12 protein-coding genes are annotated in these 12164 nt (G+C 68.5%); 8 read left to right on the top strand and 4 right to left on the bottom strand.

Features of this window, described 5'->3' with window-relative positions; genetic code table 11:
* Window positions 1–19: 19 nt before the first annotated feature.
* Window positions 20–1834, top strand: coding sequence for a methyl-accepting chemotaxis protein (locus tag DMR_RS25550; RefSeq protein ID WP_043600036.1), 1815 nt, complete (start codon window positions 20–22; stop codon window positions 1832–1834).
* Between the two features lie 300 nt (window positions 1835–2134).
* Window positions 2135–3688, top strand: a complete 1554-nt coding sequence (locus DMR_RS03900; protein WP_012750372.1) for a GGDEF domain-containing protein — start codon at window positions 2135–2137, stop codon at window positions 3686–3688.
* A gap of 9 nt (window positions 3689–3697) precedes the next feature.
* On the opposite strand, the gene DMR_RS03905 is transcribed toward DMR_RS03900, so the two are convergent.
* From DMR_RS03905 to DMR_RS03920, 4 genes are all read right to left on the bottom strand, one after another.
* On the bottom strand, window positions 3698–5005 hold the full coding sequence (locus tag DMR_RS03905) for a hypothetical protein (RefSeq protein ID WP_012750373.1): 1308 nt from the start codon (window positions 5003–5005) through the stop codon (window positions 3698–3700).
* 3 nt (window positions 5006–5008) lie between these two features.
* On the bottom strand, window positions 5009–5944 hold the full coding sequence (gene hemC / locus DMR_RS03910; protein ID WP_012750374.1) for a hydroxymethylbilane synthase: 936 nt from the start codon (window positions 5942–5944) through the stop codon (window positions 5009–5011).
* A 94-nt stretch (window positions 5945–6038) separates the two neighbouring features.
* The gene (locus tag DMR_RS03915; protein ID WP_012750375.1) at window positions 6039–6275 is read right to left on the bottom strand and encodes an FmdB family zinc ribbon protein; all 237 of its coding nucleotides are present in this window, start codon (window positions 6273–6275) and stop codon (window positions 6039–6041) included.
* Between the two features lie 111 nt (window positions 6276–6386).
* Window positions 6387–7001: a D-sedoheptulose 7-phosphate isomerase gene (locus tag DMR_RS03920; RefSeq protein ID WP_012750376.1), complete on the bottom strand. Its 615-nt coding sequence runs from the start codon at window positions 6999–7001 to the stop codon at window positions 6387–6389.
* Between the two features lie 146 nt (window positions 7002–7147).
* Here DMR_RS03920 and thrB point away from each other — a divergent pair, with 146 nt between their 5' ends.
* The 6 genes from thrB (at window position 7148) to DMR_RS03950 (ending at window position 12163) form a co-directional block, all read left to right on the top strand.
* Complete coding sequence (gene thrB / locus DMR_RS03925) at window positions 7148–7678, top strand: homoserine kinase (RefSeq protein ID WP_012750377.1); 531 nt, start codon at window positions 7148–7150, stop codon at window positions 7676–7678.
* Complete coding sequence (locus DMR_RS03930; RefSeq protein ID WP_012750378.1) at window positions 7675–8283, top strand: hypothetical protein; 609 nt, start codon at window positions 7675–7677, stop codon at window positions 8281–8283. Before thrB ends, DMR_RS03930 begins: the two co-directional genes overlap by 4 nt.
* 126 nt (window positions 8284–8409) lie before the next feature.
* The gene (locus tag DMR_RS03935; protein ID WP_043600038.1) at window positions 8410–8946 is read left to right on the top strand and encodes a hypothetical protein; all 537 of its coding nucleotides are present in this window, start codon (window positions 8410–8412) and stop codon (window positions 8944–8946) included.
* 124 nt (window positions 8947–9070) lie between these two features.
* Window positions 9071–9859: an acetoacetate decarboxylase family protein gene (locus tag DMR_RS03940; RefSeq protein ID WP_012750380.1), complete on the top strand. Its 789-nt coding sequence runs from the start codon at window positions 9071–9073 to the stop codon at window positions 9857–9859.
* Window positions 9860–10326: 467 nt separating this feature from the next.
* The gene (locus tag DMR_RS03945) at window positions 10327–11457 is read left to right on the top strand and encodes an FtsX-like permease family protein (protein WP_012750381.1); all 1131 of its coding nucleotides are present in this window, start codon (window positions 10327–10329) and stop codon (window positions 11455–11457) included.
* Between the two features lie 4 nt (window positions 11458–11461).
* Window positions 11462–12163 (top strand): ABC transporter ATP-binding protein, encoded by a 702-nt coding sequence (locus DMR_RS03950; protein ID WP_012750382.1) that lies wholly within the window; start codon window positions 11462–11464, stop codon window positions 12161–12163.
* The last annotated feature ends 1 nt before the right edge of the window (window position 12164 follow it).

Raw genomic sequence — 12164 nt, forward strand, 5'->3', positions numbered from 1 at the left:
TCTTGTCGTGGGGGGGCGTATGCGACTTTCCTTACAGTTGCGGCTGACGCTGACGACCGTCGTCGGCTTTGTCCTGGTGGTGCTGGCGGCCAATGTGGCCGTGTCCTGGCGGCTTGCCGACCTGACCGGGACGGCCCGGGAGCAGGTCGCCAAGGTGCGCCGCGACCTGGGGTCCGCCGAGGCGTCGGCGGCCCGGGCCGATCTCGAATCCTTGGACAGGGTGCTGGCCGCCTTGCCGGGGCAGGCTGTTGCCGTGTCGGCTGGGGCTGGCGGCGTCTGCGCCGCCGGCATCGTCCTGGTCTTTCTGGCGCTGATCGGCCGGCATCTCATGACCCCCCTGGACATGCTGGCCGCCTACGCCGACCGCGTGGCCCAGGGCCGGGCCGAACCGCTGCCCGACGATCCCCGCTTCATCGGTCGCCTGGGGCGGCTCAAGGCCAGCCTGGAGGCCATGGTCGCGGCCATGGCCGGCCAGCTCGCCCTGGTGCGCGACCATGCCGCCGAAGCCGACGCCCAGGCCGCCGTGGCCGAAAAAGCCGGCCGCGAAGCCCGGCTGGCCGTCAAAAAGGACGCCGTCCGCCGCCAGGGCATGCTCGGGGCCGGCGAAACCCTGGAGGGCGTGGCCGACTCCATCAAGCAGGCGACCGGATCGCTGCGCCAGGACGCCCGCGATGTCTCGGCCGGGGCCGAGGAGCAAAAGACCCGGGTGGACGACACCGCCGCCGACGTGGACGTGATGGTGGAGGCCACCGTGGCCGTGGCCCGGGCCGCCGAGCAGGCCGCCGGGGCCGCCGAACAAGCCCGCCGCCGGGCCGCCGCCGGAGCCGCCGTGGTGGACGATTCCGTGGCCGCCATCGGCCGGGTTTCGACCCTGGCCGCCGCCCTCAAGGACAACATGGCCGGCCTTGGCCGCCAGGCCGAATCCATCGGCCAGGTCATGACCGTCATTTCCGACATCGCCGACCAGACCAACCTGCTGGCGCTCAATGCCGCCATCGAGGCGGCCCGGGCCGGCGAGGCCGGGCGCGGCTTTGCCGTGGTGGCCGACGAGGTGCGCAAGCTGGCCGAAAAGACCATGACCGCCACCAAGGAAGTGGGGCAGGTCATCCAGGCCATCCAGGCCGGAGCCTTTGACAACATCCGGGGCATGGATCAGGCCGGGGCGGCCGTGGACGACGCCACCAGCCTGGCCGGCCAGTCCAGGGCCGCCCTGGGTGAGATCGTGGCCCTGTCCGGCGACGCCGCCGGCCAGGTCGGGGAGATCGCCCGGTCCTGCGAGGCCCAGGTGGCCGCCGGGGAACGCGTCCAGTCGGCTGTTGGGCGCATCCGCGACCTGTCCTTGCGCACCGCCGACGGCATGGCCCGCTCCGCCGCCACCATCGAGGCCCTTGGCGGCGAGATCGAGGAACTCATCAAGTTAAACGGCGTGTTCAAGCTCATCGGCCAGGGCGCGGCCCAGGACGCCGTGGAGGCCCTGGCCGCCGCGCCGGCCATGGCCGCCCTGGACCGGGAGGGCATGGAGCGCCTCATGCGCCGGGCGCTTACCGACAACGCCTTCTTGGAGCTGCTCTACGCCACCGACGCCAAGGGCGTGCAGGTGACGGAAAACATCGCCCCGGCCGGCTTCAAGTCCACGAGCACGGCCTCCATGGTCGGCAAGAACTGGTCCTCGCGCCCCTGGTTCACCAGCGTCCGGGAAAACCAGGGCACGGCCATCTCGCCCATTTATCTTTCGGAAGCCTCGGGCGAATACTGCCTGACCATTTCCGTGCCCATCCACCAGGGCGATCAGGTCGTGGGCGTGCTTGGGGCGGACATCAAGGTGTTCGGCTAGGCCGGCTGGCCGTGGGCCTTCCGGCAAGGCCCGCCCCGCCTGTCCAGCCGGCCTTGTCTAGCCCTGGGTCGGGTGGCGCGTCCGATTTGCGGCTGGGGCTGCGCCCCTGGAGCACGCCGGCTGCGTTATGAATAGCCTATAGCGTTGATGGTTGCCGGCAACGCAGAAAGGGCGTTTTCAGGGACGCGCCGCGAGCCGGTCCGGGCAGCGACAACCCGTCGCCGCTTTCCCCTTGTTACGCTGCGCCGAAACAGGTTATACTAAGGTGCTCGGCGTCGTTACCGGGACAAGGGGTAGGCCATGGCAACGCATCCCCGCCTTCTGATCGGGTTTCGCACCTGGCTCATGATCTTGTCGGTTTTTTCCGCCCTGCCCATGATCGCCTTTTCCATCACTTCCTTAAGCTACATCGCGCGCGGCCAATATGTCCTCGAGGCCGGTCAGTTGCGCCGGGCCACCACCATCCTGGCCCATGACCTCGACGGCTATTTTGCCGCCCGGGAAGCCATGCTGCGCACCCTGGCCGCCAGCGACGCGGCCATGCGCGGCGACATCGACGAACTCTACCGCCATGCCCGCCGCATCGCCCATAAAGCCTCGGACCAGTTTGCCGTGGCCCTGGTTGACCGGCAGGGGCGCATCCTGTTTCATACCATGGAGCCCTACGGCGACCCCCTGGGCGAGACCCGCGAGACGGAACAGATCGCCCGCGTGTTGGCCACCGGCGAGCCCAGCGTCTCGCCGGCCTATGACGGGCCGGTTTCCAGACAGCGTGTGGTGGCCTTGGACGTGCCCATGAGCGGGGAAATGTTCCAGCGCTATTGCCTGCGCGCCGTCATTGCCGTGGCCGACGTGGAAGCCTTGCTGGTCCGCAAGCATCTTTCTCCGGGCTGGATGGCCGCCTATCTGGACCAGGACAAGCCGGTGGCGGCGGCCCGGGCAGACGACGCAGGCCGGCTCCTGGCCATGACCGATGGCGGCGAAGGGGGGCGGGGCGTTTTTTTTCCGCGCGCCAACGGCATCGGGGAGGAGGAACTGGTGGAAACGGCGGTGGCCGGCGTCGGAACCTGGGGCTGGCGGGCGGCGGTGAGCGTGCCGGAGTCCACTTTTGCCCGGCCTCTTCGCGCCTTGCTGCTGCGTTTTGTGGCCGCCGCCGCCGTCTGTCTCGGCATTGGCCTTGTGGCCTCGTTCTATCTGGCCAAACGGTTGGGGCGGGAGATGGGCACGTTGCTGGAACCTGCTTCCGCCCGGGGGGGCGAGCAAAGGGCTTGCCAGATCGATCCCGGCATCATCATTCGGGAGATCGGCGAGGTGCGGGCCTGTCTGCTGGCGGCCCGGGACCGCGAGGAACAGGCCAAGATCGACTCCCTGACCGAACTGCCGGGACGGGCGCTTTTCTGGGAAATGGCCAGGGAGCTGGAGCGCCAAGGCCGCGAGAACACTGATGTCGGATTGGCCGTCATGTTCATTGATCTCGACGGGTTCAAGCAGATAAATGATCTGCATGGCCATGATCGGGGCGATTGGGTGTTGCGCCGCACGGCCGAGGTGCTGCGCGACATCGTGCGCGACAAGGACGTGGTGGGGCGGCTTGGCGGCGACGAGTTCGCCGTCTGTCTGGCCGCGCCCGTCGGGCAGGTGCAAAACGCGGCCGCTGCCATTGCCGAGCGCGTCGTGGCGGGCATAGGCGGCATCGGCTTCGGCATCGGCTGCAGCATCGGCGTGTCGGTGTGTCTGGCCTGCACGCCGAGCCTGTCCCGGGCCTTGGCCCTGGCTGATCAGGCCATGTACGAGGCCAAGCGCCTGGGCAAAAACCGCTACGTGCTGCGCGAGGACACGACCCTGGAGGATTGACGGCCGGGATCAGCGCGGTATGCGCGCCAGTCCCACCCAGACGAAGGAATACAGCGACAGGGCGTACATGGCCCCGGCCAGGACGCCGGTGACCGGCAGGGTGCGGTTGGCCGCCGGGGCGAACCGGGCCAGCACCAGTCCGGCCATGGCCCCGATGGGGAAGAGGTAGCGGCCCTGGGCCTGGAAATCATTGTTCCAGGAATGCCAGGTGGACTGGAAGATGGTCAGCCCGCCAAAGACCAGAAAGACGAGCAGGGCGCTGATCCCGCCCCGGCCGCCGTGCAGGGCCACGGCCACGGCCAGGGCCCCGGCCAGGGTCCAGAACAGGTAGCCGATGTAGCGGTAAAACAGCAGCGGCGCGTAGATCTTCATGTAGTCGTAGACGCCAAAGGAGGTGCGAAACGACCAGATATGCCAGTCCCAGATGGTGAAAAGCTGGGGATAGGTCAGGCCCTGGTCGCGCATCTTGAGCCCCCAGAACTGGGTTCCCGCTTCCTGGGACGACGGTTTGTATTCTTTCTCCGCGTATTTCTCGGCGTTAAGCGTCGGCACTTCCGGCCGCACCGTGCGGTTGACATAGACGTTGTAGCTCCAGCGCGCCCCAAAAAGCAGCGCCGCCACGGCAAAGACCAGAACGGCTTTTTTGGCCGCCGTCTTCATGTCGCCGGCTGCCCGGCCGCAGACCCCGAAAAAGGCCAGCACGAATCCGGCGAACACGTAGTAGTTTTGCTTGGAGATGCAGAGAAGCCCCAGGAGCAGGCCAATGGCCACGAGCCGTCGCGCCTGGAGCCGGTCCGGGCCGCCCGGTCCGGGCAAGGCCGGCACGTCGGCCCGGGCCGCCACGTAGACCAGGCAAAACGACAGGAACAGGGGCAGGGCGTCGCCGTTGAAATACGAGAAGACGTACCAGATTTGCGGCGTGATAAAAAGCGGCAGGAAGGCGATCTTGCGGTCGTCTGGCAGGCGCAGGAACAGGACCATGAGCACGGCGAAGAGAAAGACGTTGAAAAAGCGCAGGGCCAGATAGTCCTGGCCCAGCAGCGGCAGGACCACGGCGGCGAACTTGCCAGCGAAGAAATAGACCACGTCGAGCTGTTGCAGGTAGCTTACGCCGTAGTTGCTGAATGTGTTGGCCAGCCGGGGATCGTCCATGGCCGGCAGATCCCAATAGGTGATGAAAAACCGGCCGGCGCTGACGTGGTCGGCCTCGTCGGGGTGGACGTTGAAGCGGCTCTCAAACGCCATGGCGCTCATGGCCGCCAGGATGGCGGCGGCCACGAGCCCCAGGATCAGATTCTTGACGACGGTTTTACCCATGCCTCAGGATGCGCCGGCCTTGTAGACGGCGTCAAGCACGGCCTTGGCGCCCCGGGCCAGGACGGCCTCGGCCACGGCCACGCCCAGGGCGGTTGCCTGGCTGCGCGGGCCGGAGGCGGCTTCGCGGAAGGTCTGGCCGGTTTCCGGGTCGGCCACCAAGCCCTCCAGGTGGATCATGTCCCCGTCGATGACGGCGTGGGCGGCGATGGGCACCTGGCAGCCGCCTTCCAGATGTCCCAGGAAACCGCGCTCGGCGGCCACGGCGTCGTGGCTTTCGGGATGGTCGAAAAAGGCCAGCATGGCGGCGGTTTCCGGGTCATCCAGGCGGTATTCGATGCCCAGCGCCCCCTGGGCGGCGGCCGGCAGGAACTCCGGCGGCCCCAGGCGCACGGCCTTTGGCGCGGACAGTTCCAGGCGATTGAGGCCGGCGGCGGCCACGATGATGGCGTCGAACTGGCCGTCGAGAAGCTTTTTGACCCGGGTGTCCAGGTTACCGCGCAGGTCCACGATGGCCAGATCCGGGCGCAGGGCCAGCAGCTGGGCCTTGCGGCGCAGGCTGCTCGTGCCCACCGTGGCCCCCTGGGGCAGGGCGGCCAGGGAGTCGTAGGCCACCGACAGCAGCCGGTCGCACGGGTCCTCGCGCTCGGGCACGATGCCGACCACCAGGCCGGCCGGCTGTTCGGCAGGCACGTCCTTCATGGAATGCACGGCCAGATCGGCCCGGCCGTCGAGAAGGGCTTCCTCGATTTCCTTCACGAACAGCCCCTTGCCGCCCACCTTGGCCAACGGCACGTCCAGGATGATGTCGCCCTTGGTCTTGATGGGGAGCAGGTCCACGGCCAAGCCCGGATGGGTCTGGCGCAGCCGGTCGGCCACGTGGTTGGCCTGCCACAGGGCCAGTTTGCTGCCTCGGGTGGCGATGACGAGTTTTTCGCGCATGGGGTTCCGGTGGTTGGATGGCGTTTGCGGGCAGGGCCGGCGTGGTTTGCCGCGCCGGCCGGGCCTGTCTTGAAAGGCGTTTCGATGCGCCTGGCTAGTGGCAGGTGGCGCAATTGCCGCCGGCGCAGCCCGAGCAGCCGCCCCCGCCGCCGGCGGAGGCCGTGCGCGCGCCGGTCTGGCCGGGCTTGGTGCGGGCGCGGCAGGCGGACATGAGTTTCTTGGTGTCGCCCGAGGCGCACTGGGGGCAGGGCGGGGTGGTGGTGGCCGAGCTGGAAGCCATTTCCTCGAACTCGGCGCCGCATTTGTTGCAGCAGTATTCGTAAAGCGGCATGGCGATGCTCCTTGAAACAATACCGGCGCTTGCGCCGGGAGGTCTGGTCGAATGCCTTGTCAGATAAGCCCTTTCGGCCTGTCGGCAAGGGGATGGTCCGCGCCGGCCGGCTTAGTGGTCCTCGAGATAAGGGCCAAGCTCCATGACCGCCTCGAAGAGGTAGTGGTCCACGAGCTTGCACAAAAGGTGGCCGATGGTGGCGTGGACTTCCTGGATATGGGCCGTTCGGTCGCTGGGCACCAGCAGGGCGTAGTCGCAAAGCGGCACGATGGCCCCGTTGCGTCCGGCCAGTCCCACGGTGACGCAGCCCTTGTCCCGGGCGGCGCGCAGGGCGGCCAGGACGTTGGGGCTGTTGCCCGAGGTGGAGATGCCCACCACCACGTCGCTTGGCCCGGCCAAGGCCTGGACCTGCTTGGCGAAAACCCGGTCGAAGCCGTAGTCGTTGCCGATGGCGGTCAGGGCCGAGGAATCGGTGGTCAGGGCCAGGGCCGGCAGGGGCGGGCGCTCCAGCTCGAACCGGTTGACGAATTCGGCGGCCAGGTGCTGGGCATCGGCGGCCGAACCGCCGTTGCCGCAAAAAAGGATCTTGCCGCCCCGGGCCAGGGCCACGGCCATGGTGCGGGCGGCGGCGTCCACCAGCTCGGCGTGGTCGGTGAAAAACCGGGCGCGCGCGGCGGCGGCCTCCTCGACGTAGGAGGCGATGAGACGAAGGGCGTTTTCCGACATGGGGTTCCTTATGGCGACGGCGGCATGCGCCGTCCGGGTCCCCTTGTAGCCAAACGGCGGCCCGCTGACAACGCCGCGCTTGCGGTTTGAATTCCGCCACAAATAGGCTAGGCTTGGCAATCAACGCGAAGGCGGGACAAGGCAGCATGGAACCGACGCTTCTAGGCCGGGTATCCGATGAACGGTGCGTGAGTCTCATAGGCATGGCCGGAGCCGGCAAGACCACCCTGGCCGGGCTTCTGGCCCGACGCCTGGGCTGGGCCTGTCTGGACACCGACCGTCTCATCGAGGCCCAGTGCCGCGCCCCCTTGCCCGACATCCTGGCCGGTCAGGGACTGGCCGGCTTTCTGGCCCTTGAAGAAGACGTGGTGGCCGGGCTTGGCGTCAAGCGTTGCGTGGTGGCCACGGGCGGTTCCGTGGTCTACGGAGCCCGGGCCATGGCCCGCCTCAAATCCATGGGGCCGGTGGTCTACCTGTCCATTGATCTGCCCACCTTCCTGGCCCGGGTGGGCGATCCCGGGGAACGCGCCTTTGTCATGCCCGCCGGCCTGACCATGGCCGACGTCTACGCCGAGCGCCAACCCCTGTACGCCGCCGCCGCCGACCTCACCGTCGCCAGCTGCGGCACGACGCCCGAGGCCTGCGTCGAAACCATCCTGCAAGGAATCCGGTCGTGACCGTATCGTTTCCCGCCTCCCGCACCCGGGCGGTCCTCAAAAAACTGACGGCGCTCTACGCCGACATGGACGCGGCCTACACGGCCGCTGCCGCCGCCGCGGGCCTGTCCTGCGCCGGCTGCGCCGAAAACTGCTGCACAAGCTTTTTTCAGCACCACACCAACGTCGAATGGCTCTACCTGCGCGAGGGCCTGGCCAAGCTCCCGCCCGAGCGCCGCCAGGCCTACGAAGACCGCGCCCGCGACTATCTGGCCCAGGCCAGGGAAGCGCTCTCGCGCGGCGAGACGCCGCAAGTCATGTGCCCGGTCAACGACGACGGCCTGTGCGGCCTCTACGGACACCGGCTTATGATCTGCCGGCTCCACGGCGTGCCCAATGTGCTCTTGGCCGGCATGAATATCCGCGAATTTCCCGGCTGCGGCCCCTGCCAACGCCTGACCGCTGGCGGCAAGGACGCCAAGGCCATGGACCGCACGCCGCTGCTGCGCCGCCTGGCCGCCCTCGAAATGGAACTGTGGGGCAGCAAGCCCGGCCGGCCGCCCAAGGTCGACCTGACCCTGGCCGAGATGATCGTGGCCGGCGGTCCCGGCGGGCGTGAGGAGTAGCGGAAGAGGGAGACAAAGAGGAAGATGCCTCCGGCGGCCGGGGGCCTGAGGCCCCCGGACCCCCCGGATGGGGAAAGGGGTAAGGGGGCCGGCGGTTGCCGCCGGGAACAGGAAAAGGGGGATGGCATGGATGCCTTGCGTTGTTCGCGGCGGGCCGCCGTCGCGCTGGCCGGTGGTCTGCTTCTGGCGGCGGGCCTTATGGGCTGCGCCCGCACCACGGTGTCGCATCTCGAATCCCGGCCGGCGGTGACCGCCGCGCCGGCCAGCCTGACCATGAAATATTTCCGCTTCGAATTCACCGGCAAACCGTCCGACGCCGGCTACGTCCTTCGCGGCCGGGCCGTGCCCGTGCCCGACGATCTGCCGCCCTGGTGCGACCGGCTGGAAGAACTCACCCTGTCCGCCTACCTGCGCGACCCCTCGGGGACGGTGCTGTCCACGGCCGAGAAGCGCTATCCCGGCATGAACCTCGGCGACGGCGCGGCCGTGCCCTTCGAGTTCACGCTCTCCCCCGAAGGCGACGAGCCCGGCAACTACGGCATCTCCTTTGGCTACAAGGCCGTCTTTGGCTCCAAGGCTGCCCGCGGCGCCGTCTCTCCCGGCGGTCCGCCCCCGGCCGGGGCCGTGTTTTTCGCCGGCGAAGGGGCCGTGCGGATGCAGTAGCCGGCAGGGCTTCCCGGCGGCCCCGGCCGCCTTGGCAACGAAACACCGGAGACAGGCGGGTTGTCCGGCCGCCCCTTGAGGCGACGCCTCGGCCGCGCTTGGCCGCCCGCTCCAAGGAGAGGTCATGGAAAACGCTTTCGCCAGTTTCACCGCGCCGTTCACCGCCAGCGGCCGGGCCGCCCTGGTGCCGCCGCCGCCCTGGCATTACGCCGGCTGGCTCCTCAACGTGGCCATTGCCTGCGACACCTCGGCCAGCGCCAGTCTCGTGCCGCCCGCCCTTGGCCGGCTCACCGGCTCGGGCTGCATCCATTTCGCCGATTGGCAGGCCACCACCGACGGCCGGGAACTGCTCGATCCCATCTACGCCCAGTACCGCGAAACCATCATCATCGTGGAGATCGAACTCCCGGACGGCTCCCTGGCCAATTTCTGCCCCTTCATCTGGGTGGATCAGGACATTTCCCTCATCCGGGGCTTGCTCCAGGGCTGGCCCAAGAAATTCGGCGCGACCTCCATGACGCGCTCCCTGCCCATCGACCACCTGGCGGCCGCTCCACTTCAGGCGGGCACCAAGCTCGGGGCCTCGCTGTGCGTCAAGGATCGGCGGCTGGTGGAAGCCGCCCTGGAACTCACCGGCAATCCGGGCCGTCCCTTGGGCTTTTTGGCCAACCGCACCATCGGCTCCGTGGGCTGGCCGGACCTGACCCGGCCGGGCGAACCGCCGCACTTGCGTTGGCTTTTGCCCGACATCCGGGACAAGGTCGCCTCGCAGTGGCATGAAGCCACGGCCCTGGTCCGGACGTTTGAGCATCCCGTGGAGGAATTGTCCCTGCTTGGCGAGCTTCGGGCCCAGACGGCCAGCGTCGGCTGGATCGGCATCACCGTGGCCGGGGCCCGGGAGGCGGCCTTGTAGGTGCGCCGCGCCACGGTCGGGCCAAGACCGTCGTCCCAGGTCGCCCCAGAACGCGGCCAAGGCCGAGGCGCTACAAATTTGTCGCGCGCCCTACACCTTTGTGGGGCGCGCCGCTTTTTTGTCGGGCCGGCGACACGGCAAAATCGGCCTCCTGCCCCGCTTGGCGGCATTTTCGACTTTTGGCACGCCCCTTGTAATAACTCCATCGACCCCGGTGCCCGGGGACGCGGCTGGACGGGAAGTCCTCCACTCGAAAGGCTGCCTCCCCACCCCTCCTTGGCTGGTTATGGCGATGGTTAGGCGTTCCGCGTACGTGCAGAAGCGGCGTTGCAGCGATGCAGCGCCGCTTCTGCGTGTGCGCCCCGGCCCAGGCGTCCGCCCGGGCCTGCCGCCAAACCCTTTACGCGCCCGCCCCATTGGGGTAGCGCCAAGGGGCCGGCAATCCGACCAATGTCCGGCCAAGCGCCATGATCATCCGCATCGCCCTGCGAAACCTCCTGCACGACCGGGTGCGACTGGCCGTCACGCTGACCGGCGTGGTCTTCGCCGTGGTGCTCATCGCCGTCCAGGGCGGGCTTTTCGTCGGTTTCACCCGGGCCACCTCCTGCGTCATCGAGAATACCGAGGCCGAAGTCTGGGTCGCCTCGCGGGGCGTGCGCAATTTCGACGTCACCCACCCCCTGCCCGACCACAAGTACCACCAGATCCTCGGCGTGCCCGGCGTGGGCCGGGCCGAGCGCTTCATCGTGCGCTTCGCCAACTGGAAAAAGCCGGCCGGCGGCCAGGAATCGGTGGAGATCATCGGCTTTGACCCTGGCTCGGGCCTGGGGCGGCCGTGGATCGTCACGGCCGGTTCGGAAGCGGCCTTGCTGCTGCCCGATACCGTGGCCGTGGACGAAATCTATCTGGCCAAGCTCGGGGTCAAGGGCCTGGGCGATCGGGCCGAGATCAACGACCGTCGGGCCAGGGTGGTGGCGCTGACGCGCGGCATCCGGTCGTTCACCACCTCGCCCTATATCTTCACCTCCTACGAAAACGGCCTCAAGTACGCGAGCCTGGGCCGCAGCCAGAGCGCCTACGTGCTGGTGCGCCCGGCCCCGGGTGTTGCGGCCGAAGCCTTGCGCGACGCCATCGCCGCCGGTGTGCCCGACGTGGACGTCTTCACCCGCGAGGAGTTCGCCCGCAAAACCCAGCACTACTGGATGTTCACCACCGGAGCCGGCATGGCGCTTTTAATTGCCGCCTCCCTTGGGCTGGTGGTCGGCGGTGTGGTGGTGGCCCAGACGCTCTACGCCACCACCGTGGACCATCTGCCGGAATTCGGCACCTTGCGGGCCATGGGCGCGCCCGGGGGCTACATCCACCGCATCATCGTGGCCCAGGCCGTGGCCGCCGCCCTGGTGGGCTACGGCTTTGGCATCGTCATCAGCTATTTCCTGGTCGGCCTGGCCGAGCGGGGTGGGGCGTCCATCGTGCTGCCGCCGGGCATGGCCGTGGGGCTGTTTTTTCTCACCGTCGTCATGTGCGTGACGGCCGGGCTGGTCTCCATCCGCAAGGTGACGAGCATCGACCCGGCCATGGTCTTCCGGGGAGCCTGACGCCATGGCCGCCGCCAAGACGCTCCTCGCCGCCAAAGGCGTGGCCAAGACCTTCCGCTTGGGCAAGGTGGAGGTCCCGGCCCTGCGCGGCGTGGACCTGACCGTCGCGGCCGGCGAAGTGGCGCTGCTCATGGGGCCGTCGGGGAGCGGCAAGACCACGCTGCTCTCCATCCTCGGCTGCATCCTGTCCCCCAGCGCCGGCAACGTGGCTGTCCTTGGCCGCGACACGGCCGGCTTGCCCGAGGGGGAGCTGGCCAAGGTGCGTCTGGCCCACTTCGGCTTCATCTTCCAGGGCTACAACCTGTTTCCGACGCTTACGGCCGAGGAGAACGTCCGGGTAGCCCTGGACCTGCGCGGCGTCAAGGGGGGCGACGCCGTGGAACGCTCGCGGCAGGCCCTTGACGCCGTGGGCCTTGGCGACAAATACCGGATGCTGCCCCGCGATTTGAGCGGCGGCCAGAAGCAGCGCGTGGCCATTGCCCGGGCGCTGGTGGCCGAACCCGATATCCTGCTTGCCGACGAGCCCACCGCCGCCCTGGATTCCGAGACCGGCAAGGCCGTCATCGCCATCCTTCGGGAGCTGGCCGTCACCCACGGCCGCTCGGTGGTCATCGTCACCCACGATCCCCGCATCGCCGCTTTCGCCGACCGGGTGATCCGCATCGAGGACGGTCGCATCGTCGGCCAGGGACAGGAGGTCTCGTAAC

This window comes from Solidesulfovibrio magneticus RS-1 (genome assembly GCF_000010665.1).
Classification (GTDB): domain Bacteria; phylum Desulfobacterota; class Desulfovibrionia; order Desulfovibrionales; family Desulfovibrionaceae; genus Solidesulfovibrio; species Solidesulfovibrio magneticus.

Coding starts and splice junctions, on each gene's coding strand:
- DMR_RS25550 (WP_043600036.1), top strand. CDS start 20: ATGCGACTTTCCTTACAGTTGCGGCTGACGCTGACGACCGTCGTCGGC.
- DMR_RS03900 (WP_012750372.1), top strand. CDS start 2,135: ATGGCAACGCATCCCCGCCTTCTGATCGGGTTTCGCACCTGGCTCATG.
- DMR_RS03905 (WP_012750373.1), bottom strand. CDS start 5,005: ATGGGTAAAACCGTCGTCAAGAATCTGATCCTGGGGCTCGTGGCCGCC.
- hemC (WP_012750374.1), bottom strand. CDS start 5,944: ATGCGCGAAAAACTCGTCATCGCCACCCGAGGCAGCAAACTGGCCCTG.
- DMR_RS03915 (WP_012750375.1), bottom strand. CDS start 6,275: ATGCCGCTTTACGAATACTGCTGCAACAAATGCGGCGCCGAGTTCGAG.
- DMR_RS03920 (WP_012750376.1), bottom strand. CDS start 7,001: ATGTCGGAAAACGCCCTTCGTCTCATCGCCTCCTACGTCGAGGAGGCC.
- thrB (WP_012750377.1), top strand. CDS start 7,148: ATGGAACCGACGCTTCTAGGCCGGGTATCCGATGAACGGTGCGTGAGT.
- DMR_RS03935 (WP_043600038.1), top strand. CDS start 8,410: ATGGATGCCTTGCGTTGTTCGCGGCGGGCCGCCGTCGCGCTGGCCGGT.
- DMR_RS03940 (WP_012750380.1), top strand. CDS start 9,071: ATGGAAAACGCTTTCGCCAGTTTCACCGCGCCGTTCACCGCCAGCGGC.
- DMR_RS03945 (WP_012750381.1), top strand. CDS start 10,327: ATGATCATCCGCATCGCCCTGCGAAACCTCCTGCACGACCGGGTGCGA.
- DMR_RS03950 (WP_012750382.1), top strand. CDS start 11,462: ATGGCCGCCGCCAAGACGCTCCTCGCCGCCAAAGGCGTGGCCAAGACC.